Annotated in this window: 24 protein-coding genes; 21 read left to right on the top strand and 3 right to left on the bottom strand. The window is 45.2% G+C overall.

What is annotated here, in order from left to right:
* Positions 1 to 8 precede the first annotated feature (8 nt).
* The 9 genes from flgL to flgA all read left to right on the top strand — a co-directional run bounded on the left by flgL (position 9) and on the right by flgA (position 7422).
* Positions 9 to 893 carry a flagellar hook-associated protein FlgL gene (flgL, locus tag MSG35_RS03515; protein WP_248382827.1) on the top strand — a complete coding sequence of 295 codons (885 nt, stop codon included), beginning with the start codon at positions 9 to 11 and terminating at the stop codon, positions 891 to 893.
* Positions 890 to 1792, top strand: coding sequence for an OmpA family protein (locus MSG35_RS03510; protein ID WP_248382825.1), 903 nt, complete (start codon positions 890 to 892; stop codon positions 1790 to 1792). The genes flgL and MSG35_RS03510 overlap by 4 nt, the downstream gene beginning before the upstream one ends.
* 29 nt (positions 1793 to 1821) lie before the next feature.
* The gene (locus MSG35_RS03505; protein WP_086968991.1) at positions 1822 to 2196 is read left to right on the top strand and encodes a flagellar hook-basal body complex protein FliE; all 375 of its coding nucleotides are present in this window, start codon (positions 1822 to 1824) and stop codon (positions 2194 to 2196) included.
* A 14-nt stretch (positions 2197 to 2210) separates the two neighbouring features.
* Positions 2211 to 3884 carry a flagellar basal-body MS-ring/collar protein FliF gene (gene fliF, locus MSG35_RS03500; RefSeq protein ID WP_050651144.1) on the top strand — a complete coding sequence of 558 codons (1674 nt, stop codon included), beginning with the start codon at positions 2211 to 2213 and terminating at the stop codon, positions 3882 to 3884.
* A gap of 33 nt (positions 3885 to 3917) precedes the next feature.
* A complete protein-coding gene (locus tag MSG35_RS03495; protein WP_048610108.1) occupies positions 3918 to 4922 on the top strand; it encodes a FliG C-terminal domain-containing protein in 1005 nt (334 codons plus the stop codon).
* Between the two features lie 13 nt (positions 4923 to 4935).
* Positions 4936 to 5943, top strand: coding sequence for a hypothetical protein (locus MSG35_RS03490; protein WP_172378516.1), 1008 nt, complete (start codon positions 4936 to 4938; stop codon positions 5941 to 5943).
* Between the two features lie 61 nt (positions 5944 to 6004).
* A complete protein-coding gene (locus MSG35_RS03485; protein WP_048610104.1) occupies positions 6005 to 6292 on the top strand; it encodes a flagellar biosynthesis anti-sigma factor FlgM in 288 nt (95 codons plus the stop codon).
* Positions 6282 to 6701 carry a hypothetical protein gene (locus MSG35_RS03480; protein WP_048610101.1) on the top strand — a complete coding sequence of 140 codons (420 nt, stop codon included), beginning with the start codon at positions 6282 to 6284 and terminating at the stop codon, positions 6699 to 6701. Before MSG35_RS03485 ends, MSG35_RS03480 begins: the two co-directional genes overlap by 11 nt.
* Positions 6702 to 6714: 13 nt before the next feature.
* Entirely contained in the window at positions 6715 to 7422 is a 708-nt protein-coding gene (flgA, locus tag MSG35_RS03475) for a flagellar basal body P-ring formation chaperone FlgA (RefSeq protein WP_048610364.1), read from the top strand.
* Positions 7423 to 7449: 27 nt separating this feature from the next.
* Here flgA and MSG35_RS03470 read toward each other — a convergent pair whose 3' ends face one another.
* Positions 7450 to 9537 carry a flagellar biosynthesis protein FlhA gene (locus MSG35_RS03470; RefSeq protein WP_122081370.1) on the bottom strand — a complete coding sequence of 696 codons (2088 nt, stop codon included), beginning with the start codon at positions 9535 to 9537 and terminating at the stop codon, positions 7450 to 7452.
* Positions 9538 to 9703: 166 nt separating this feature from the next.
* Between MSG35_RS03470 and lafA the strand changes: the two genes are divergently transcribed.
* The 11 genes from lafA to MSG35_RS03415 all read left to right on the top strand — a co-directional run bounded on the left by lafA (position 9704) and on the right by MSG35_RS03415 (position 18017).
* Positions 9704 to 10540, top strand: coding sequence for a lateral flagellin LafA (lafA, locus tag MSG35_RS03465; RefSeq protein ID WP_048610097.1), 837 nt, complete (start codon positions 9704 to 9706; stop codon positions 10538 to 10540).
* A gap of 95 nt (positions 10541 to 10635) precedes the next feature.
* Complete coding sequence (gene fliD / locus MSG35_RS03460; protein ID WP_048610096.1) at positions 10636 to 11958, top strand: flagellar filament capping protein FliD; 1323 nt, start codon at positions 10636 to 10638, stop codon at positions 11956 to 11958.
* Positions 11959 to 11968: 10 nt separating this feature from the next.
* A complete protein-coding gene (gene fliS, locus MSG35_RS03455; RefSeq protein WP_048610093.1) occupies positions 11969 to 12373 on the top strand; it encodes a flagellar export chaperone FliS in 405 nt (134 codons plus the stop codon).
* Positions 12357 to 12656, top strand: coding sequence for a hypothetical protein (locus tag MSG35_RS03450; protein WP_248382824.1), 300 nt, complete (start codon positions 12357 to 12359; stop codon positions 12654 to 12656). The genes fliS and MSG35_RS03450 overlap by 17 nt, the downstream gene beginning before the upstream one ends.
* Before the next feature lie 2 nt (positions 12657 to 12658).
* A complete protein-coding gene (locus tag MSG35_RS03445; protein WP_248382822.1) occupies positions 12659 to 13912 on the top strand; it encodes a flagellar hook-length control protein FliK in 1254 nt (417 codons plus the stop codon).
* Positions 13913 to 13914: 2 nt separating this feature from the next.
* The gene (locus MSG35_RS03440; protein WP_050643529.1) at positions 13915 to 14349 is read left to right on the top strand and encodes a flagellar biosynthesis sigma factor; all 435 of its coding nucleotides are present in this window, start codon (positions 13915 to 13917) and stop codon (positions 14347 to 14349) included.
* A 9-nt stretch (positions 14350 to 14358) separates the two neighbouring features.
* A complete protein-coding gene (locus MSG35_RS03435) occupies positions 14359 to 15066 on the top strand; it encodes a sigma-70 family RNA polymerase sigma factor (protein ID WP_050651137.1) in 708 nt (235 codons plus the stop codon).
* A complete protein-coding gene (gene motA, locus MSG35_RS03430; protein WP_048610084.1) occupies positions 15054 to 15926 on the top strand; it encodes a flagellar motor stator protein MotA in 873 nt (290 codons plus the stop codon). The genes MSG35_RS03435 and motA overlap by 13 nt, the downstream gene beginning before the upstream one ends.
* 10 nt (positions 15927 to 15936) lie before the next feature.
* The gene (locus MSG35_RS03425) at positions 15937 to 16905 is read left to right on the top strand and encodes an OmpA family protein (protein ID WP_248382820.1); all 969 of its coding nucleotides are present in this window, start codon (positions 15937 to 15939) and stop codon (positions 16903 to 16905) included.
* A complete protein-coding gene (locus MSG35_RS03420) occupies positions 16898 to 17188 on the top strand; it encodes a hypothetical protein (RefSeq protein ID WP_048610080.1) in 291 nt (96 codons plus the stop codon). The genes MSG35_RS03425 and MSG35_RS03420 overlap by 8 nt, the downstream gene beginning before the upstream one ends.
* Positions 17189 to 17297: 109 nt before the next feature.
* On the top strand, positions 17298 to 18017 hold the full coding sequence (locus MSG35_RS03415; RefSeq protein ID WP_248382819.1) for a lytic transglycosylase domain-containing protein: 720 nt from the start codon (positions 17298 to 17300) through the stop codon (positions 18015 to 18017).
* Between the two features lie 66 nt (positions 18018 to 18083).
* On the opposite strand, the gene MSG35_RS03410 is transcribed toward MSG35_RS03415, so the two are convergent.
* Both MSG35_RS03410 and MSG35_RS03405 read right to left on the bottom strand, forming a co-directional pair.
* A complete protein-coding gene (locus tag MSG35_RS03410) occupies positions 18084 to 19706 on the bottom strand; it encodes a phosphoethanolamine--lipid A transferase (protein ID WP_248382817.1) in 1623 nt (540 codons plus the stop codon).
* Between the two features lie 233 nt (positions 19707 to 19939).
* Positions 19940 to 20524: a porin family protein gene (locus MSG35_RS03405; RefSeq protein WP_086968973.1), complete on the bottom strand. Its 585-nt coding sequence runs from the start codon at positions 20522 to 20524 to the stop codon at positions 19940 to 19942.
* 192 nt (positions 20525 to 20716) lie between these two features.
* On the opposite strand from MSG35_RS03405, the gene MSG35_RS03400 reads away from it, so the two are divergent.
* Positions 20717 to 21256 (top strand): hydrolase, encoded by a 540-nt coding sequence (locus MSG35_RS03400; protein WP_248382815.1) that lies wholly within the window; start codon positions 20717 to 20719, stop codon positions 21254 to 21256.
* Positions 21257 to 21309 lie beyond the last annotated feature (53 nt).

Below are 21309 nucleotides of genomic sequence, written 5' to 3'. Positions count from 1 at the left end.
GAAAAGTGATGCGTGTAACGGACTCCCAATTTAACGCGGTGATGCAGCGTTCATTAATGGACAACAATATCCGCTTGAACAAAGTTTTTGAGCAAATGTCGACCGGGCTGAAGATCAATCATTTATCCGATGACCCGATTGCCGCTGTGCGCCTTGAAGGGCTCAAAAAGACCGTCTCTGACAATCAGCAGTACCAACGCAATATCGAAAACGTGCAGTCACAGCTGACGCGCTACGAAACTAACGTCAACACGCTTGAGGAGCTCTCTCAACAAGTGAACGAACTGCTCCTACAAGGGAAAAACGGTACGCTTGATTCACAGAGTAGAGCGGGGATAGTGCTAGAACTTAAGTCCCTCAAAACGGAAATGTTGAACACATTGAACCAAGCCAATGATGGCAGTTATCTCTTTTCAGGAACGGATATCAGCACCCCAGCGATCGCTACAACACCGCCTTATGCCTTAAATCCCAACTTAGATTATCGCGAGACTAAGGTCGGTGATAATCAGTACGTACCGAGTAACTTAACCATCACCGATACCATAGGTAGTAGTGCAATTTTTACTGATTTAGACAATGCGATAGCAGAATTGGAGCTTCCAACTGGGGGATTTACTGCTGCTTTAGATAACGCGCTCAATACCAATCAAGCGCTTCATCAAAGCTTGTTGGTTTCATTAACTGATATTGGGAGTCAATACAACGCCTTAGACAGGCTGAAAGAGACCAGTATCGATATGGTGTTCTTTGCAGAAACCGTTCGCTCTGAGCTAGAGGAACTCGATTATGCAGAGGCATCCGTTGAACTTAACCAAGGTATGATCGCGCTAGAAGCTACGCAAAAAACCTTTGCGCGTGTTGCCGGAATTTCACTGTTTGATTTGCTATGAATAAATACTTTTGGGCAACCGTTAGCTTGGGCACTTTCTCTGTCTTTCGCCGTGCACTTGGCAAGATGCTGAGCGCATTGCTGATAGGCTGGGGAGTGGTGCTGTCGACTCAGGTTTTGGCGCAGCGCTACATTGTTCCGTTCGATAGTGTCGAGTGGCGGTTCACAGAGTCTGTCGATCAGTGTGAATTGAACTCTTTCGATCCTCACACCGGCTTTTCTGTGCAATTCATTTTGTTGGCGGCAAGCCCGATGGAGGTCAGAGTGGAAAAGCGTGGTGTGCGTTCACTTCCGACATCAACGTCATTCAATACTACAGAGCCTGTTTGGGGAACGTCCCAGTCTTACACCACAACCACCATCGAAAGAGTAAACAAGCAAGGGGCCGCTCTCGTGACAGACGATGGCGCAACCTTGATGTTGGATGATATGGCAAGTGGCGCTTGGTTTAACGTTAATGCGATGGACTTTGATGTCTATTTCCCAACCACCAACTTTAAGCCAGCTTTAGAGCAATTTAATGAGTGCCGTTATGGCTTGCCGCCGGTCAACTTCCAGCATGCGCGTCGAGTTGAATTGCGCTTTCAGCAAGGGGCGGTGTCACTCACCGAAGGGCAGAAACGCACCATTAATGACATCAGCACCTTGGTCAAACGAGACTCGAGAATCATTAGAATCCTGATTGATGGTTACACCGATAATTCCGGTGATTCCGTCGCTAATTTACAACTTTCAAAGCAGAGAGGATCCGACGTTGCGCAGTGGTTTATGGGCAATGGCGTGTCAAAGAAAATGATTGAGATACGTGGCCACGGTGATCGTTATCCAAAGTATGACAACACGACTCAGCAAGGCCGGGATAAGAATCGTCGCGTAGAGATTCGGTTAGTGCGCAAGTGATGCAACCGCGAGGGTAAACAATGGAAAAGATGACTGCAGTCCAAATGCAACAAGCAATGTTAGGGAAGATAGAGCAGCAGCAAGAGGTTGCCAGTAATCCGTTCTCTAACCAGGCTGTCACGGGAGCGATGGTGAGAGGCATCACGCATGACAATCACACGGTTAACCCGGTATCCGATAATTCACTGGCGTTCAGCAACACCTTGAAAAGTGTGCTCGATACCGTAGATAGATACCAATCTCATGCTTCGGAAAAAATCACTGCCGTTGAGTTAGGTAAAAGCGATGATTTATTGGGAGCGACGGTCGCATCACAGAAAGCTCAGCTCTCATTTAATGCATTGATGCAAGTGCGCAACAAGATGGTGTCCAACTTTCAAGACATCATAAAAATGCCAATTTAGGCTAGGGATTAGCGATGGCAGCAGAAGCAGAAACTCAACCCGCGTTGACCAATAATATGGGAGTAGCCAAAGAGAAGCTCACTGAGGCCTCTAGTTGGCTCACGAGGTTTTGGCAGAGTTCACAGCGCAACGTCATTATCATCACTATTTTTGCGACGATTACTGCGGCGATCATCGTGATTATGTTGTGGACGTCATCAGAACGGTTTAGACCTCTCTATAGCAAATCAGCGAACTTCGATTCTAGCCAAGTGCTGCAAATGTTGGATGAGGAATCAATACGTTACCAGTTGAGTCAGGACGATGGGCAAATACTGGTTCCCGAAGGTGACGTCGCCAAAATCCGCATGATATTGGCGTCTAAAGGCTTAAAAGAACAATTGCCGAGTGGCTTTGATTCGCTAGATAGCTCAAAGAGCCTCGGCGAGAGTCAGTTTATGGAAAATGCTCGCTATCGCCATGCTCTAGAGGGCGAGTTAGCGCGCAGTATCACCACCATGAGTGCAGTGAGCTTAGCTCGTGTTCATTTGGCCATACCGAAGGAAAGTTTGTTTATGCGTGATGACGCTGAGCAGCCGAGAGCCTCGGTGATTGTACATATTATCAATGGAATGGATCTTAAGCCGACTCAGGTTGAGTCCATCATTAACTTAGTGTCTGGTGCGGTTATTGGACTTAAATCGGAACATGTGCGAGTGGTCGATCAACATGGTCGTTTGTTATCAAATGATGCGACGGTTGGGGACATTACCGTGACGACTGGCAAGCAATCCGATTACAAGCGTAACCTTGAAAAAAACTTGGTCGCTCAAGCGACTGACATGCTGACCCCAATTCTCGGTGCAGCCAACTTTCGAGTTCAAATTGCCAGTGATATTAATTTTTCTAAGGTTGAAGAAACAGAAGAAATCTACGCTGATCCTGTGGTTCGAAAAGAGACCTTATTGAGTGACATGAACGAGTCGTCGATGGCGCTCGGGATTCCGGGGGCATTGAGCAACACACCACCAGTGACCGATGGAGAGCCTCAACCAGAGCCTAACGCCAAGGTCAATCGAAGTGAAACATCGCGTGATTATGCGGTGAGTGGCAAGGTTCGCCATACTCAGCATCAGCAAGGTGTATTGCAGAACCTTTCTGTCTCTATTGTGGTGAACGACTTAGCGAACCCCAATCAAACTTGGACACCTGAAGAGCTTACTAATGTTGAGAATGTGGTTCGTTCGGCAATAGGGTTCAATACCGAGCGCGGCGACAGCATTCACATCACTCACTTCCCTTTTGTGATTGCCAGTATTCCAGAGCAAGCCCCGATTGCTTGGTTTGAGAACACGCATATTATGCAGCCTCTTAAATATCTACTTGGAGTGATGCTCAGTGGCTTGATGATCATGGTGGTGCTGCGACCTCTAGCACAATACCTTACTAAGTCAGCGGAGCAAGAAGAGCTGGAAGCGGAAAGCATGGAATACGATGACGTCATTACCAAAGAAGAGCGTGCCGCTGATGCAGCCTTACAATCCAAACTGGAATCGTTAGGTATTGATGCAACCGGTATTAAGGCGCTTGATGACAACTTGCCATCTGCGGATAGCCCACTCGAAGTTCAAATTAAACATCTCAAATTAATCGCAAAAGAAGACCCGAATAGGGTGGCTGAGATTTTACGTACTTGGATACAAGCATAACGAATCAAATAAAAGTCAGTAGGGAGAAGGTGCATGGATGGTAAACAAACCTATCAATCAGTGGATGGCGTCGCGATGTTGGTGTTGACGATGGGAGAGGACATCGGTTCTGAAGTACTCAAAGGCTTCACCCATGAAGAGATCAAACAGATCACGCATGCCATGAGTAAAATGAAGGACATCAAAGCCAAAGATGCGCTGGTCTCTTTGTCGGGCTTTTTTGATGATTTTCGTAAGCACTCCGGGATTCTCGGCGGGACACGACAATACATCACCAATGTGCTGGAAAAGACGTTAAACGGCAATTTGGCGAGAGATCTTGTGTCGGAGATTTATGGCGATGAGATCCGCTCACATGCTGAAAAGCTGGCATGGATTCCTCCGGAGCTTTTGGTCAATGATCTCAAGAAAGAGCACATTAACCTGCAAGCGCTATTGATTGCCCACCTCCCTTTGGAATACAGCGGTCGTGTTATGGAGGAGTATGAGGAACAAGAGTGCCATGCGTTAATCCTGCAAATCTCTAAGACACAGGTGTTAACCTCTGGTTTGATGGAGACACTAAAAGACCTTATCGATCGCTGCAAAGTCAATTATCACAGCGGCGGGTCTGCCAGCCTGCAGGGTTCGAAAGTGGTCGCGAACCTTATCAACCGTTATTCCGGTGACAAAAGCAATTTATTCCAATTCCTTCATGATCAAGACGCTGAAGCCGCAGAGCTGGTGGAAGAGGCGATGTTTGATTTCTTCACCCTATTTAATCAAGACCTAGAAACCATCAACCTGATTAACGAAAGAGTCAGCCTGGAGCAATGGGCATATGCACTCAAAGGTACCAATAAAGATTGTCGCCTTTACATCATCAACTCTATGCCACAACGGGTATCGACAGAGCTCAAAGAAAATCTGGTACGCATTGGTGCTGTGCCGGTCAGTCAGGTTGAGCAAGCACGTAAAGATATCATTGATATCGTCAAACAAATGCAATCGGAAGAGATCATCAAGCTGAACTTTGCTAACGAGCCAAGGTTGACCTAATCGGAGATGTGGTATGAAACTCACGGGTATTACGCAGCGCAAAAATCAGGTGAATCCGACAACGACGGGAAAAATTAAAAAGCCGGAAAAGCTAACCAGTAACAAGCCGAACAATGCACTCGTTAGGCAGCAAATGGTGCAAATGAACTTGCAAGAAAGGCCTAAGCTGATTGCTGAGGTTGCCGATTCTCACAAAATGTACAGCAGGCTTATGATGGCGGGGGAAGTGCTACGAACTGTGGCGAGCGAATTGATTAAGCTGCGCCAGTTAGCAGAACTGAATCAATACAGCCCAGAACAAGCCAATCACATTGATGTGATTAAGAAAAAATTGGTGTTTTGGAGTCAGAAAAGATTGTTTGGTGACTATGTCGTGGACTCGAGTTTTGCACCGATTCAAGGCGATAATCCTTTTATCGAATTTACGATTCCGGGGCTCGACTTACAGCGAGAACGGTTTCGTGATGAGGTTGTCTCTCTGTACATCAATAACCGTTTGATACCGTTGGCGTTTGAACGTTCAGAAGACAGAGAGGTATTGCTAGAACAATTCAAGATGATGTTTGCTTATGCGCACTTGCAGCTCAGAATTAATGAACAACAAGAGTTTGTGATCGGTATTCGGGACCAACAATGGCGTTTGTGGGATGGGCAGGTTTTCGTTTCAGGCCAAGGTGGTCGGTATGCTGAAGGGCCTCCGATTGCGGTGCCGGCTCAAGCTCGCTATCCCGTGTTGGACGACATCAGTCGCTTGTTGGTCAATGAGCCGGGCTCAAATCAACAAATCGACGCCTTGCTTGAACGGGTTAATAAACTGTATTTGGCATTATCGAAAATGTTGAAAATGAAAAGGCAAAAAGCTGACCAGCTTATCGCGTTTTGTTCACACCCCGAGTTGCAAAAATTAGGCAGTTTTAAGCATCAGTTAGTGAGTAACCCAGAGCTGTCGCTTAGGTCAATTCATCGCGGCTTTAGTGGGCCAACCAGAGACAATGTAATCAAACTATTAAGAAAAAGGTGAAACAGAGACGAAATACTGCCGTTATAGTTAATTAGTAGTGCAGCAAAATGGGTAGGCAGAGATGAGTCAAATTAAGGTCGACAATGTGAAACACGTTGTGCCTCATACTCAGGTAGATGTGGTTCAAAACAAAAAAACCGAGCCCGATCAAAAAGCGAAGGTGAAGCCGATTAACCTCTCTCAGCATGAAGTGGAGTTACTCGATAATACCAAGAGCCTTTTTGACGGTATAGACGATATCGATATGGCTAAAGTCGAGCAGATTAAAGCGCAAATTTCCACGGGAGAGTTAGTGTTTGATATGGATGAGCTAGCGAAAGTCATTACGAGACTGGATCATGGAACGTAGAAGTGACCTGATTGGTTATATTACCTATGGTCAGCATGTGCTGGCTTTGTCGGGCGAGTTATCTGCACGTTTAGATGATATTCGTGCTGCGATATTGAATCGTGAGTATCAGAAGCTGGAATCCCTCAATCAAGCGGTCACATCACTGACTCAACGGTTAGCTGACGCTGACGCCAAGCGATTTGCTCTGGCCAAACGGCTCGGTTGTAAGGAGCGACAGTACGCAAAAAACATGCAGGCTCGGCTTAAAGGAAAGGCACTGCAACGCGTTCAAACGTTGGATGCGGAAATTGAGCAGTCGATAAACCAGTGTAAAACCAAGTTGGCGCGCCAAGGCAGTGTCATGGTGATGCAGCATCAAGCAATGGAAGAGGCGCTTGGTAAGCATCAATTAAGAGTCAATGTTTAGGCTGAGGCGGTGTATGGTTAGGTTATTAAAGCTAGCTGGTACATTGCTGCTCGTCTATGGTTGTGTGACCAAGGTGAATGCAGAATCAGATAGCATTGCACTTGAACAACAACTCTCCACTCAAATCCATTCGCTCATTGAGCAAACCATTCGCTACCGCTATCCCCAACAGTACCAACTCGATGTTCAGCTGCGTTTTTCTCGGGCTATTCATCAGTTACCGCCGTGTACTGAGTCTGTTGAAGTGACCCATAGAAGCAAGATCAAGCTTGGCAAACAAAAGTGGAATGTGCGCTGTGCGCCTGAGAGATGGACCCTTTCTGCGACCTCAACGTCGACAATAACCGTCTGGACTGCGACAGCTAATAAAGCACTTAAGAAAGGCCAACGGCTAACGCATGACGATATTACGATTGAACCGATCAAGCTCTACAAAGACCAAAAGGTGTTCTTCAAGGCCAGCGAAATCGTTGGCAGCAAAATTAAGCGCTCAGTGAACAAGGGAGGTTTGTTGACCACTTCCTCTATGTATTTGGATTATGACGTTGAAAAGGGGCACTCTGTCGATGTGGTTTTTCAATCGAATCGTATACGTTTAGAAACGTTAGGAATGGCGTTAGAAAGTGGGCTGATAGGCGACACGGTCTCTGTTAAGAATCGACAGTCTGGAAAGTTACTACGCGGCGTCGTCATTGAAAAAAACAGAGTTCGTGTGTTCTAAAATCAGATTCAATGAGCGAATTATTATTTACTCCACATCCCCTAATACATTTAATCCATACTCATTTGGGATCTCATTGTAACTCAGAACAATCAGCTCTTTGGCAAAGGCCTTGGCTAACTTGGCTATCATAGGGCGTGTGGTGGGAGGTACTACGATGACCGGTGGCAGGTTTTGGCTCTGCATGGTTTGTACTATGGTCGGCATGCGATTTTGGAATTTCTGCAAGATCGTCGGTTCAACAGGAATCGAGTCCAGAGGAATATTGGGGTCGCTTTGCTGACTCAAAGAGATCGCGCCCTTTAACTCTCCTTCTAAGATTGCACCAATAATGAAAGCATGGATAGTCTTGCTGTTTGGCGAGATCAAATTGACGATGGTTCGTTTTAACGCGACCCGGATATTAGAAGACAGCAAGATTGGGTCTTTTATGGTGTCGACGCTTTCAATAATAGTGTTGGCGATGGTCCTCACGTTAATGATAGGCACTTGTTGAGCCAGTAACTGACGGATGACCTGCATTTGTAGGTTCGGACTAATAACGTTTGCTAGGTTCTCTGCAAGCTCTGGATGCTGCATAGCAAGTCGCTGGTTGAGGGCTTTCACGTCATCATAATTGAAGATGTTTTCTAGGTGTTCGCTGCACACTTTACTGACGTGAGTGGCGATGACATCATGCACCTCAATAACTTGAAAGCCATGATTGATCGCTTTGGTTTTATCCCCTTTTTTAATCCATAGCGCTGGAAGCTGATAGGCTGGGTCGATGCCAACAATGCCATCGAGATCAGGATGCTCAATATGGTTGCCTACTGCCATCGCTTTATCGGCATAAACTTCGCCACGCTCAATCTCATCGCCATCAATGCTAATGGCGTACTCGGAAGGTTTTAGTGAGAGGTTGTCGGTTATCACCACCTCTGGCATCACAAAGCCTATTTGTTCACTGAGTGTCTTTCGGCTGCCACGAATACTCTTAATCAGGTTACCGCCCTTTTGAGAGCTTGCTAAAGGAACCAACTTGAAGCCTAACGACAGGGCAATCACATCCACGTTGGGAATAATGCTCCAATCAATCGTATTTTCTTGATGAGGCTGAGGAAGCGTATCTAAATCGGGGCTTGTATCGGGCGTAACATGCTGAAATTTAGATTGTCTCCAACCGACAAACGCTAACAATACGGTAAAGGTATAAAAGGCTAAGTGCGGCATGTTTGGTACGCTACCAATAACAAACATGACTCCCGCAGCCATGTATAAATTGTTCGGTGACGCAAGTAACTGCCTTTTCACCGTTTGTGCCATGTCGTTATCGTTATCACTAATTCGCGTCACGATGATAGCGGCGGATGTGGCCAGTAACAGCGATGGAATTTGTGCAACCAGACCATCACCAATGGTCAGTAGGGCATAGGTTTGGAAAGCTGCTTCTGCGGTTAGGTTGTGCTCAAATATTCCTATTAGAACCCCACCGATTAAGTTGATGAACAGGATTAATAGCCCAGCAATCGCATCACCACGAACGAACTTACTGGCACCGTCCATTGCGCCGTAGAACTCCGCTTCTTCTCCTACTTCTAAACGTCGAGTTTTGGCTTCTTTCTGATCGATAGCGCCTGCATTTAAGTCTGCATCAATGGCCATCTGTTTCCCTGGTAGGGCGTCCAGAGTAAAGCGTGCTGATACTTCTGAAATCCGTTCGCCCCCCTTGGTGATGACCACAAAGTTAATGATCATCAAGATCACGAACACCACGATACCGACAACGTAGCTCCCGCCGATAACCACTTCACCAAAAGACTGAATCACCTTACCAGCGGCGTCTCCGCCATTGTGACCTTCGAGTAGAACGATACGGGTAGAGGCTACATTGAGGGTTAATCGAAGTAGGGTAGCGACAAGTAATAGCGAGGGAAATATAGAGAAATCAAGCACTCGTGAAACGGTACTGCTGACCAGCAAGACGACGATGGCAAGCATGATATTAAAGGTAAAAAACGTATCCAATAAAATTGGTGGCAGCGGCAGAATCACCATCGCCAAGATCATGAGTAACACAATTGGAATTGTTAGCCGTGCAGCTATTGCATTTAATACGTGTCTCATAACAACCATTATTATGAATATTGTTGATTAATATACTAGGATACTTTTACGCACTTCTCATTTTTGAGTCTTGCTATTTTTAAATTTAGTGATCTTTTTTCCGAAAAATATGAAATGAATTTTTTCCACTGTCGTTAACAGTTAGTGAACAGCAAACACAGATGGGGAACATCAGATGGCTATATCAGTACATACAAATTACGCAAGCTTAGTGACTCAAAATACATTGCAGTCGACCAACAGTGCATTAACTAAATCCATGGAAAAACTGTCTACCGGCTTTCGAATTAACTCAGCTGCCGATGATGCGGCAGGCCTACAAATTGCTAACCGCTTGGAAGCTCAATCACGCGGGATGAATGTAGCAATGCGTAATTCTCAGGATGCGATTTCTATGATGCAAACTGCAGAGGGGGCCTTTGACGAGATGACCAATATTGCTTATCGAATGAACGACCTAGCCGTTCAGTATGCAAATGGGACTAATTCTACAGCAGACCAAACTGCGATTGATGTTGAGTTTAATGCGCTCAGTGATGAGTTAGCTAACATAGCGTCGAATACAAATTTTGGTGGTACCAATTTGCTCACTACAGGTAGCTTTGGTGCCGGTGCGGTTGTGTTTCAGATAGGTACCTCATCAACGGAAACCTTATCGGTTGATGCATCAACTGAAGTCGGTGCGGTGACAGGTCACGCACTAGCTGCTGGTGGCGGTGCTTTAAGTGCAGCATCTAATATTGATGCTCTATCTGGTACAGGTGGCCTTATTGAGCTGTTGGGTACTGCGCGAGCAGAGTTCGGTGCGAATATTAACCGTCTTGAACACACTATTACCAACCTTGGCAATATGACGGAAAACTTAGAGTCTTCTAAAGGTCGAATCATGGATACCGATTTTGCCTCTGAGTCTGGAATGATGAGCAAGCAGCAAATGCTTATGCAATCGGGTGCTTCTATGCTGAGTGCATCGAAGATGGTGCCTCAATTAGCGATGAGCCTATTGGGCTAGTTTGAGTAGCAATTATTTACTCAGTAGCGGCTATATATTAGCCGAGTAGCAGGAGGGTAGAGCTGTACCTCCTATACGAGTTAAGGGGAAGAGTTATGAACGTTGATGCGGTTCAGTTAGCTAGCAATTTTGCTAGTCTAGATGTGCAGCCTTTTGAGTTGCGCTATACCCAAAAGTTGTCAACGATTACCTCAAAGAGCTCTGCGATTGGTAAAGTTAAAACGGCCCTTCAGTCGCTTGAAGATAAAATTTACGAGTTTACTCAATCTGGGTCCAGCCTAACTCAAACGTCAACCTCGACATCGAGTGATGACTATTTCTCTCTCTCCGTCGACTCTGGTGTGAATGACATCAACTTAGATGTTTTTGTGCAACAGATGGCTTCCAATCATCAAGTAGTTTTTGATGCCAACTCGGTCGATTCAAATGATGTTATGGCGTCGGGAGGCGTGTTTTCTGTCACTCAAGGCGGCGTTACTACAGACATCAACATTATGGATGCAGACACTGACGTAAGTGGTGATGTTACGTACAGCGAGTTTGTAAGTTACTTCAATGATCAATTTGACGGTTCTATTCAAGCCACTCTCGTTAAGTCGCAAGGGTCGATGAAAGTGCTGTTTGGTTCTGAAAATGAAGGCGCTGACGCTGCTTTTACTTTGTCTGCAGATGCCGCCAGCGGTTGGGATACGGTGGTGGCAGCAGCAAGCGCCGCACCAATGCAAACAGCCCAAGATGCGGTGATCGCACTCGGTGGCGAGTTTGGCACTCAACTTACTAATTCAAGTAATACCTTTGAATCACTCATTGATGGCGTTGACCTTACGGTGACTAAATCGAACAACAGCGGAGATTCAGCAACAAAGATTGAAATTGGCGATGATCTTTCCGCCACGGTCGCTTCCTTACAAGAATTTGTTGATGCCTATAACAGCGCTGTTACTGAGATCACTAACCTAACCGCTTCTGGTAATGAGGATGAGACAAGGGGCGTATTGGCTTCGGATAGCGCAGTGCGCAGCATCAAAAACCAACTGGCTAGCGTTATACGTGATGACTACAACGGTACTCGCTTGTTTGAGTTAGGACTTGAAATCGACCGCGATGGCAAACTTAGCCTCGACTCCAGCAAATTTGAAAGTGCGGCAACGACGGTCGATTTTGAAACACTATTCACTGGAAGCGGTGGAGTCTTTGAAGCTTTTGAAAGCAAACTTGAAACCTATATCGACTTCTCTAACGGCTCCCTGAGTCGACGAATAGATACGCTCGATAATGAAAAGAGCCGCATTAATGACGCCTTAGCGGCGCTCGACACTCGCTATGAGACTTACTACAACCGCTACCTGTCTCAGTTTACTCAACTGAACTCACTCAGTAGTCAATTGGATTCGGTATCTGGACTTTTCACTATCTAAGGAGCAACACATGCTTTTAGGGAAACAGCAGCAAGCCAACTATGCCAATGTTCAAGTGACGGCTAATGCTTCAGTGTCGTCGAGCTTTGAATTGATTTGTATGTTACACGAGCGACTGATCCAAGAGTTAGAAAGTGTCAAATTTTCAATTGAAACCAAAGACTTGGAGCTCAAGTCTAACGCAACGCAAAAATCGATTGATATCTTAGTTGGGCTCGATGCATCTCTGGATTTATCTACTGGGGAAGAGCTTATCCAAAACATACACGCCTTGTATGAGCACGCCATTGCGACTGTATTTGAGGCATCGAAAGAGATGAATACCGAACTTATCGTTAAGTTGATTGGTGTCGTGACCGATCTGAAAGAGGGATGGGAAGGCGCAATGGAGTGGCTTGATGAAGCCCAGTCCTAAACAGGTAGAACGTCTTGTCAGTAAGTTAGAGGACGCAGAAAATCGCAAAAAATTTGCTGAGATCGTGAAGCTTAATCTGTTGGTGAAAAAGGTGCTGCTAGAGGTTGAACAGTCGCACCCTGATTATGTTGCTATCGTTAGGCGACTTAAGTCGGCTCATGAGCAATGTCGAATCTTAGTGACTCATGAGCAAGCCTTATTAAAACAGCAGCTTAGTAACAATATCAGTCTACGTGAACGTGACAAAGCCTATGCTCAGACACAGGTCAGAGCGGGAGAGTAATTATGGAATTGCAAGCACAAACGTCGCCTTATCGGGGCAGTTTGGATTTACTGTCGACGGCAAGTCCTTCAGTGAAAAGTAACACCGCGAGTACCTTAACGGCGCCTCTAGCTTCTGAGCTGGGCGAGATACGTATGACGCCGCTTGCGCAGTCTTTTCAGTCGCTATTTTCGGTGCTTGATCAGGTGAGTTCGTCTATGTCTGCAATTTCTCCAGATTCCGCTTTGATACCTAATATGAGTGCCTCTGAAAGCACGGCTAGTTTTTCTCATTCGGTACTTTCTTACTCACAACTATCTAATCCTGAACTATTGAGTCCTGAGTTTGATACTACTCATTCTCACTCACCTCTAACTCGATTGGAGGCATCAGGGGAAGGGTTGAATTTGGGTGATAGAGCTGTGGTGGAGTCACTCGACTCGCCACAAGATCTCGTGCAGCAGCCACAGGTTCAACTGCCGCAGTTAAGCACGATTGCTCGTCTTGTTACCCAGCAGTTGGAATTGATGAATCAAAGACGGGGAGCGGGTTTTGAATTCAGTTTAAAGAGAAGCTCGCTATTATCTTCTAAAGGAGTGGATCATTCAGGGGCTGATTGGCAAGCGAGCACGCCTTCATTTGTTGGTCACACCCCCAATAGGTATACCAGCTCAGAGTTGGCCTTGTCGTTTAATCATCAGCTAGCCAGTTCAATGTTCAATGCCACTCCAGCAAGCCTTAAGTTAGGGGCTACTTCCACCACTCTATTGTTAATGGGGCAGCCCATCGTTGAAGCGGTTAATGCTACCAGTGATAGCAGCTATGTTAGGACTTCGGCTCCGATGGTAGAGACGACCAAAGAGCTTAGCTTAGAAAGTCAAAGGCAGATACATCAAGTATTGAGGGATAAAATCCAGCTTCAGTTCGACACGTTAAATCAGGCGGCTCGAATTCGCTTTGATCCACCAGAGTTAGGCAAGGTAGAGATGTACATTCGCGTTGATGGTGACAAAGTGAACATCCAAATGAGTGCGTCATCGGCGCTAACCAGAGAGGCGATCTTAGCGACATCGGAGCGTTTGCGACACGAATTGATTTCGCAAAATTCAGAGTTGTCTGAGGTGAACATTAGTCTTGACCAACCTAGCCACCATCAACCTGAGTCGAAGCAACAAAATCAGCCGTTCGAACAAGAACGCTTATCCTCTAGTGATGCTCATACGCAAGATCAACCCGAGTATGTACTGGAATACCAAGCATATATTGCGAGGGTCTGAACATGATTAAAGTTTTCATCACCTTTGCTTTAACTCTCGCATTATGTGTGACCGGATTTTGGTTTTATCAAACCAATCAACTGAATATGGGACTGTTGAGTTCATGGTTAACCCCAAGTGAGCCGGAACCGGCTCCAACGCAACAGATCGAGGTTCAGTTAGAAAATGTACTCGTACCGATTAACCTAGGTAACCGACAAAGTCTGTTGTTATTGGATGTCTCTATGTTTACGCCAGAACGGAACAGTGGTTACGTGCACGAGCAGCTCAGCCGAATCAAAAATCGAATCATAAAAAAATTCAGTGTGAAGGAGGCGTCTTACTTCTATAACAAACAGTTTATTTATGTCATTCAAGACGACTTAAAAGACGATTTGGACGAGTTACCCAGCTTACAAGTGGGTGATGTGCTTGTGACGAAAGCGGTATTTCAATAGGTCGCCATCATGTTAATGCAGCCTAAGTATCAACATACCCAAACCGATGACCAAGCGACGCTACAGGAGCTCGAGAAGTTGGTATTGCAGCAAAACATTAAGTTGATTAATGGGCTGCTGTATCAATATCGCTATGCGGTTGATGAGGGGACGTTTGAGGACCTTAAACAAACCGCCATGATGACCTTAGTGATTGAACTGAGAAAGTTTGACCATGTTGCAAATGATGATTTTCGCCGTGCCGTTGCGGTGCGCATTCGTGGTGAACTGATCGATGAATTGCGTCGACGTGACTACATGGAACGAGATAAACGCCAGCTCGTCAACCGCATCAAACATGCCGAGCGGCAGTTACTTCAGCAACTCGGTAGGGAGCCAACCAGTAATGAAGTCTGTCGACACTTAGGGGTAGAAGCGGATGATTACCAGCAAGCAATGACCCTCGTGGATGTTTTTGATGATATCGAGTTGGAATCTGTAGTTACTGCAGTGCCCGAAACCGATAAAGAAGTATTGTTTAACGAGGTGAAGCTGGTACTGAACTCACTCCCAGCAATGGAACAGCGGATTTTGTATCTGATTTATGTGAAGAGCTTGAGCACCAAAGAGACGGCGTTAGTCCTCGATATCAATGAGATTAAGGTTCACAGGCTCAAACATCGAGGTTTAGACATTCTCAAAAGCAGAATTAAGGAGAGTGATGTATGCAAAAGTTAATCGGCATTGTTGTCGTATTAAGTGTGATTTTTGGTGGCTTCATTTTCCTTGGTGGTAAGTTTGAGTTCATCTTTAAGCTGTCAGAGATCATCATTATTTTTGGTGCAGCCTTCGCTAGCTTGCTGATGTCTACGACCTCTTCAACCCTCAAATTGATGGTGCAACAGATTGGTATTGCGTTTCGCTCTACTCCTTACAACAAGGACTATTATCAGCAGTTACTGTCTTTGATGTTTGAGCTGATTAATACCGCGAGAGTGAAGAACATCAAAGCGTTGGATATTCATGTTGAGAACCCGGAATCGAGCAAGATTTTCGCGAAGTATCCTCGAATTACCAAAGACGCGTTAACCACACAATTCATTATCGATTCATTTCGTCAGGTGATTACGGGCAAGCAATCTCAGCATTTGCTCGAGGCTTTTCTTGAAGAAGAAATCGAACATTTGGAAGACGAATATACTAAGCCGTCGGAGAAGCTACATGCCACTGCTGAGGCGATGCCAGGGTTAGGGATCTTAGCGGCTGTGATGGGAATAATCCTCACTATGCAGGGGCTGGATGGTGAGATAACCGAAATTGGTAAGAACATTGCTGGCGCATTGGTGGGTACCTTCACTGGCGTTTTTGGGTGTTACTGTGTGTTAGGTCCGATGTCGAGCAGCATTAAAGATGTGTCTGAGAATCAGCTCGCGCCACTGTTTTGTGTTAAGTCGATATTGTCAGCTTATGCTCAAGGCCAGTCGGCTCACATGTGTGCTAATGCAGGTCGAAAAAATATCGAGACTCGCTACAAACCATCATTTGTTGAACTTGAGAAGGCGGTTGAAGTGTTAAGACAACAGCCGTCATCAAGTTGAGGAGACGATGATGCAGCAACCTCAAGTCATTATTCAGAAAAAAGGTCGCCGTAAGCGCAATGAACTGCAACATGGTGGCTGGAAGGTCGCAATGGCGGATCTGATGATTTCGTTGATGTGTCTCTTTTTGGTGCTGTGGATTTTGCAGGTGGTGGATGTGGATGATCAGAAGAAACTGCTTAACTACTTTGCTTACGGAAATGATCCAATCATGCACCTAGGTACCAGTGAAAGTGGTGGTAATTCCATAAACCCATTGCCACTGCCTCATGTCGCGACCTCTCACTATGATGCCGATCTTCATCGAATTAATGATACCTCAGTGTTAGAAGGCGAGTTTAATAGCCAACAGGAGCTTGAATTGCTGGCACAACGTATAACTCAAGAGCTTTCAGGTATTGATGCACTAGGCAGTGTCAGTGTTTTCGTTACGCCGCAGGGAGCCAGATTGGTGATTGCTGATTCAGACAAAGGGCCGATGTTTTTCCGAGGCGGAGCTAAAGTGACGCCATTTTATCAAGACCTGTTATTGAACCTCGCAAGGTTACTCGAAAAAATCGAGAACAAGATGATCATTACTGGTCACACAGATGCCAGTCGTTATAAGGGTAGCCGCATGACGAACTGGGAACTATCAAGCAATAGGGCAAACAGCGCACGTTACTATCTCAATAAAGGGGGGCTTCAAGAGCACCATATCTTTCAGGTCACGGGTATGAGTGATACCGCCCCTGTTGACTATGAGAATACGAAATCTGGAGTCAACCGTCGTATAGAGTTGTATATATTGACCGCAAATACCCTAGAGCAGCTGAATAAAGTCTATAAGTCGTTTTCGATAGGCAGTGCCACAAGAGCTTCTCCACTTGGTCAGCATGAGTTAGATAAGGTGTTGCCCGAAAGTAAGAGAAGAGCCGTTAGACAAGCGGAGTTGAACCAACCTGTCACTTCTTTTGAAGTGCTAAGTCGTTATGACTGAATCAATCAACGTCATGTTTAATTCACGGAAGTGCCTGGCTTGGTTAGTGCTCATTGATTATATTTTAATTGGCTATTACGTCTATTTAGCGACGAGTTTGCTGTATTTCGATGTTTTTATCGTAGGTTTGCTGATTGCTATCTACAATATTTTGCTAGTCATGTTTATCGTTCAACAGCCACAAGGTTTTATCTCTCTCGAGAAGGATAAGCATTTAGTGATTCCCATTTGTTTTGCGGTATTTTTGGGTTGCACCATCGTGGTATTAACCTTTTTTTGGTGATTCTTTGAGTGAACAGATCTATAGGTGTGCTTCCAAGGCTGACGGTGGGTATCAACAGGGATAAGAACAATTAACACTTATAATAACAATACGATGATGGAGCGATGTTTTGGCTAAAGGCTTTGGCTTTCAACTTCTGGTGCACTGGTTTTTAGGACTGGTGTTATTAATTATGTGCTTTCAAAGTAGCTCCAGTTATGCGCAAAACCGTCCATCCCAAAATGTCATCCAACCCCACATAAACACGCTTAAACCATACCAAAACCAAATACTGAAAAAGCTAGAAGAGTTCGACCCACTGGTTAACGAAATCTTTAGACAGCTTGCCGAGCGGTCTTTACCTGATAGCTTTGTGTTTGTGCCTATGCTTGAGTCTTCGTACAACTCCAATGCTATATCCCCCGCTAAGGCGGCAGGCTTATGGCAGCTGATGCCAGCCACTGCTGAAAGGTTTGGTTTGACGGTTAATGACAGGCAAGATCAAAGGTTTGAGATTGAGCCTAGCACTCATGCGGCTATGCAGTATCTCGATTTTTTATATCGTAAGTTTGATGGTGATATTAACCTGACTCTTGCGGCATATAACGCTGGAGAAGGACGGGTACAACGAGCAGTAAAAAAGGCGGGTAGTCGGCAGTTTTCCGATTTAAGGTTACCCAAAGAGACGGTTGACTATGTACATCGTTTTTACGCCCTGTTGGTGTTAGTGGATGTTACTTCACTCAAACAGAATACGGTTGCTCCAATGTGGTTATTTGCCAGTGAAAGTCACTGGCAAAGTACTCCTTTGGTTAACTTGACTCCTTTGCCGCCATTGATTTCGCTGTAATGGCGACCGAATGGTGCTTATGTAAACTAACCTTTGGAAATTAATTTAAATAAGTCACCTATAAAACTAACGACACGCAGCGAAAATATCTTGGTTCTCTCGGTATTCTTTGGTTTGCACGTCCATTAGGCCAAGGAGTGAGTCAAACAGGTTGTCTTGGGAAAAGCTCTGTTCTTTGCCTGCCTTTCTTAAGCAGGTTTGGTTTATCCCTTTCTGCTCGGCAAAACCATCAGACATCCACACGATCATAGGCACATGGGTTTGCTCTTTCGGTGCCAATGAATAAGGCATGCCGTGCAAGTAGACGCCGTTTTCCCCTAAAGATTCACCATGATCGGAAATGTACATCAGCCCCACGTTGTACTTATCAGTGAGTTTCTCTAGCTTTTTCATCGCCTGTGAGAGAAAGAAATCCGTATACAAGATGGTGTTGTCGTAGGTGTTAACCACTTCCTCTTTGGTGCAGTTTTCGATATCTGCACGAGCGCAGTCAGGCGTAAATTTCTTATGTTCTTCTGGATAACGCTCAAAGTACGTTGGGCCGTGAGATCCCGCAATATGATAGAAAATGATGCTATTTTGCTTGAGATCTTGCGTATCTTGTTCGAAGTTCTCTAGCATCGCTGTGTCGTAGCATACGTCGTTATTACACAACGGGTCGCTGTCCTTGGCGACGAGCGTCATCTCTTTGATTCGGTGTGCGACCGCCTTATCCCCACCATCATGTTCTCTCCAGATAGAGTGAATGCCCGCGCGGTTCATAATGTCGACCACGTTATCTTGGTTGTAGGCTTTGTCGCGATCATAGTTGCTGTGATTCATGTTTGAGAACATGCAGGGTACAGAAACTGCGGTGGCTGTACCGCACGACTGAACATCAGAGAAAAATATTGGGTTATAAGGCTTGGTATGAGCGTTGGTTTCTCTCTCATAGCCATGATATTGGTAGTTATACACGCGAGCGGTTTCGCCAAGTACAAACACCAATAAGGTCGGTTTGGTTGCCGCTTTTGCTTGTGGTTTGAGTTGAGCATCTAACCCCAATTCTTGATAGGGGATGGGCTGTTTGATGTAGGTGTTATTGATGTATTTGACCGTTGATGCCACATACTCGGTCGGAATGATCATCTTTTTGATGTGCGAGTTATTGCGGCCAAACGATACGTAATCTTTGTAGAAAAGCCCGGCAATAATCGCAATGACGATCAAAGAAGAAAGTAAGCCAATCGATTTCCAGACAAAGAAATCCTTCCAAGACTCTTTATCAAGTTTGGTAAATAACAGGATGAGTGACGGAATACCACCCATAGCAAGTAGCCATAAGATCGAGTGACCACTGATATAGCTTGCTGCTTCACCGCTATTGGTCTCAAACACATTCTCTATCATGCCGTAGTCGACGAATATACCGTAATTAAACATGCTGTAACTGACTAAGGTTGACGTGATCAGCAATAAGATGAAAAACGGCTTAGAGAAGATAGGCCAGTTGAAAACTTGGAAGATGAAATTAAAGGCAGCAAGGAAAAAGATAGGAATGGAGATAAGAAACGCAACGCTTTCAGATTTCGATGCCTGAACAATACTAAACAGTTCTTGGGAGAGAGGTAGATTAACGACAAGCAGATAATACACGGCCAAAATAAAAGGCAGCTTGTTTATCGACATGTTTAAGCTTGGTAGATTCATAGGTCTTGTTTTCCTGCGTCTCTTATCCCTTTATTTTAGTCTCGCTACCAAGAAAGCTCTAATATCAACGCATAAAGCTCAATAAGTGGTGGTGAGCGATAAACCGGCTAAAGTGAAATGACGCGATAGGGCGTGTAGAAACAAAAAATTCACTTTACTGAGTGACCTTCATGACAAGGTGGAACAGCAAAGTGAATTAGTATGTTCAGCTCGTTCTATGTGGTTCAATCACATTAGAAGTTGTATGAACCACCGAAGCTAATGCTGTTGAAGGCAAGCGTGTGGTCACCAGCTGATATCTGAGAGTTACCAATTTGGACCGTGTCGTCTACGCTTACTGCATCCGCTTGCGAGATCAAGCGTAGCGTTAGGTGTTCGATTGGCGTGTATTCAACACCTACACCAAAGTGGAAACCTGTACCGCTGTCATCAGCGTAACCAGCACTCTTATTTGCGTTTAGATCAACAGAGCTTAAACCTGCAAGCACGAATGGACGAATCGTGTTGTCGAACGTATAACCTAGGTTTGCTGACAACGAAATAGAAGTTGGCGACAGCTTTTCAGCGCTATTTTTGTAGTCTGCATAATCGTTGTAGCCAAGTTCAACACCAACGATACGGTTGAACTGGTAGCCGCCGTATAGGTTGTAGCCCATACCGTCTGAATCTAAACTACCGTGGCCGTCTGTATCAGAATCTTGGTAGACACTAAGTCCGCCACCAATGTATGCACCGCCATCAGTACCTGCAGCTAAAGCTGGAAGAGAAACTGCGCTGATTAAACCCAGTGCTAATGCTGATTTCGTTATCTTGTTCATCGTTCTTACTCACTCTTAAATGTCATGCCAGTATCAATAATTTTTGTTTTGCGACCTTTCGACCGTTGGTGAGTATTATTCCGTAGTCTTATACCTATTACTGTATGGCTTTGTAAGCTAAATCGTTACATAGTAGAAAATATACTCATCAGATTGCGTAGTGAGTTAGGCTGCCAAAAACAAGGAATACACATGCTAATGAGACAAAACACAGGTTTGGTGATTGTGGACGTACAAGGTAAGCTCGCACGCCTTGTTGATGACAGTGATGCGCTGATTGCTAATTGCGGAAAGTTGGTTCAAGGAGCGCAGGTTTTGGGTCTGCCAATTATTCGTTTGGAACAGAATCCAGAGAAGCTAGGTGCGACGGTCGATGAACTCAATGACCTTTTGAGTGATGCTAAACCAATACCTAAATTCACGTTTAACGCGTGTAACGAGCCCAAGTTTGTTGAGGCAGTGCAAGATAAAGATGTTGATACGTGGTTGGTGTGTGGGATTGAGGCTCATATTTGTGTCTATCAAACCGCAATGGGGCTGTTGGAACTTGGCTACAAGGTTCAGGTAGTTGGTGACTGTGTTAGTTCGCGAACAGCACTTAACAAGGATCTGGCAATCCGCCGATTAACAGATGCTGGTGTCCAAATTACGGGATTAGAAATGAGCCTGTACGAGCTAGTGAAAGATTGTCGCGCACCAGAGTTTAAGCCGATCCTGGGCTTAATTCGTTAACTTGGGTTTCGTTACGGCCCGATTCGTTAATTTTCCCCTTTGAAGAGGTTCAT

The sequence above is a fragment of the Vibrio sp. 1CM23M genome, assembly GCF_023161755.1.
Classification (GTDB): Bacteria; Pseudomonadota; Gammaproteobacteria; order Enterobacterales; family Vibrionaceae; genus Vibrio; species Vibrio coralliirubri.
The sequence above is the reverse complement of the archived record's forward strand: the minus strand, read 5'-3'. Positions and strand labels throughout refer to the sequence as shown.

What these genes read in the sequence shown, in the direction of transcription:
- lafA (WP_048610097.1), top strand. Translation starts at nt 9,704, where the DNA reads ATGGCTATATCAGTACATACAAATTACGCAAGCTTAGTGACTCAAAAT.
- MSG35_RS03410 (WP_248382817.1), bottom strand. Translation starts at nt 19,706, where the DNA reads ATGAATCTACCAAGCTTAAACATGTCGATAAACAAGCTGCCTTTTATT.
- flgL (WP_248382827.1), top strand. Translation starts at nt 9, where the DNA reads ATGCGTGTAACGGACTCCCAATTTAACGCGGTGATGCAGCGTTCATTA.
- fliF (WP_050651144.1), top strand. Translation starts at nt 2,211, where the DNA reads ATGGCAGCAGAAGCAGAAACTCAACCCGCGTTGACCAATAATATGGGA.
- MSG35_RS03470 (WP_122081370.1), bottom strand. Translation starts at nt 9,537, where the DNA reads ATGGTTGTTATGAGACACGTATTAAATGCAATAGCTGCACGGCTAACA.
- MSG35_RS03420 (WP_048610080.1), top strand. Translation starts at nt 16,898, where the DNA reads ATGACTGAATCAATCAACGTCATGTTTAATTCACGGAAGTGCCTGGCT.
- MSG35_RS03445 (WP_248382822.1), top strand. Translation starts at nt 12,659, where the DNA reads ATGGAATTGCAAGCACAAACGTCGCCTTATCGGGGCAGTTTGGATTTA.
- MSG35_RS03480 (WP_048610101.1), top strand. Translation starts at nt 6,282, where the DNA reads ATGGAACGTAGAAGTGACCTGATTGGTTATATTACCTATGGTCAGCAT.
- MSG35_RS03485 (WP_048610104.1), top strand. Translation starts at nt 6,005, where the DNA reads ATGAGTCAAATTAAGGTCGACAATGTGAAACACGTTGTGCCTCATACT.
- flgA (WP_048610364.1), top strand. Translation starts at nt 6,715, where the DNA reads ATGGTTAGGTTATTAAAGCTAGCTGGTACATTGCTGCTCGTCTATGGT.
- MSG35_RS03435 (WP_050651137.1), top strand. Translation starts at nt 14,359, where the DNA reads ATGTTAATGCAGCCTAAGTATCAACATACCCAAACCGATGACCAAGCG.
- MSG35_RS03405 (WP_086968973.1), bottom strand. Translation starts at nt 20,524, where the DNA reads ATGAACAAGATAACGAAATCAGCATTAGCACTGGGTTTAATCAGCGCA.
- MSG35_RS03440 (WP_050643529.1), top strand. Translation starts at nt 13,915, where the DNA reads ATGATTAAAGTTTTCATCACCTTTGCTTTAACTCTCGCATTATGTGTG.
- MSG35_RS03400 (WP_248382815.1), top strand. Translation starts at nt 20,717, where the DNA reads ATGCTAATGAGACAAAACACAGGTTTGGTGATTGTGGACGTACAAGGT.
- fliS (WP_048610093.1), top strand. Translation starts at nt 11,969, where the DNA reads ATGCTTTTAGGGAAACAGCAGCAAGCCAACTATGCCAATGTTCAAGTG.
- MSG35_RS03495 (WP_048610108.1), top strand. Translation starts at nt 3,918, where the DNA reads ATGGATGGTAAACAAACCTATCAATCAGTGGATGGCGTCGCGATGTTG.
- MSG35_RS03505 (WP_086968991.1), top strand. Translation starts at nt 1,822, where the DNA reads ATGACTGCAGTCCAAATGCAACAAGCAATGTTAGGGAAGATAGAGCAG.
- fliD (WP_048610096.1), top strand. Translation starts at nt 10,636, where the DNA reads ATGAACGTTGATGCGGTTCAGTTAGCTAGCAATTTTGCTAGTCTAGAT.
- MSG35_RS03490 (WP_172378516.1), top strand. Translation starts at nt 4,936, where the DNA reads ATGAAACTCACGGGTATTACGCAGCGCAAAAATCAGGTGAATCCGACA.
- MSG35_RS03425 (WP_248382820.1), top strand. Translation starts at nt 15,937, where the DNA reads ATGCAGCAACCTCAAGTCATTATTCAGAAAAAAGGTCGCCGTAAGCGC.
- MSG35_RS03450 (WP_248382824.1), top strand. Translation starts at nt 12,357, where the DNA reads ATGAAGCCCAGTCCTAAACAGGTAGAACGTCTTGTCAGTAAGTTAGAG.
- motA (WP_048610084.1), top strand. Translation starts at nt 15,054, where the DNA reads ATGCAAAAGTTAATCGGCATTGTTGTCGTATTAAGTGTGATTTTTGGT.
- MSG35_RS03510 (WP_248382825.1), top strand. Translation starts at nt 890, where the DNA reads ATGAATAAATACTTTTGGGCAACCGTTAGCTTGGGCACTTTCTCTGTC.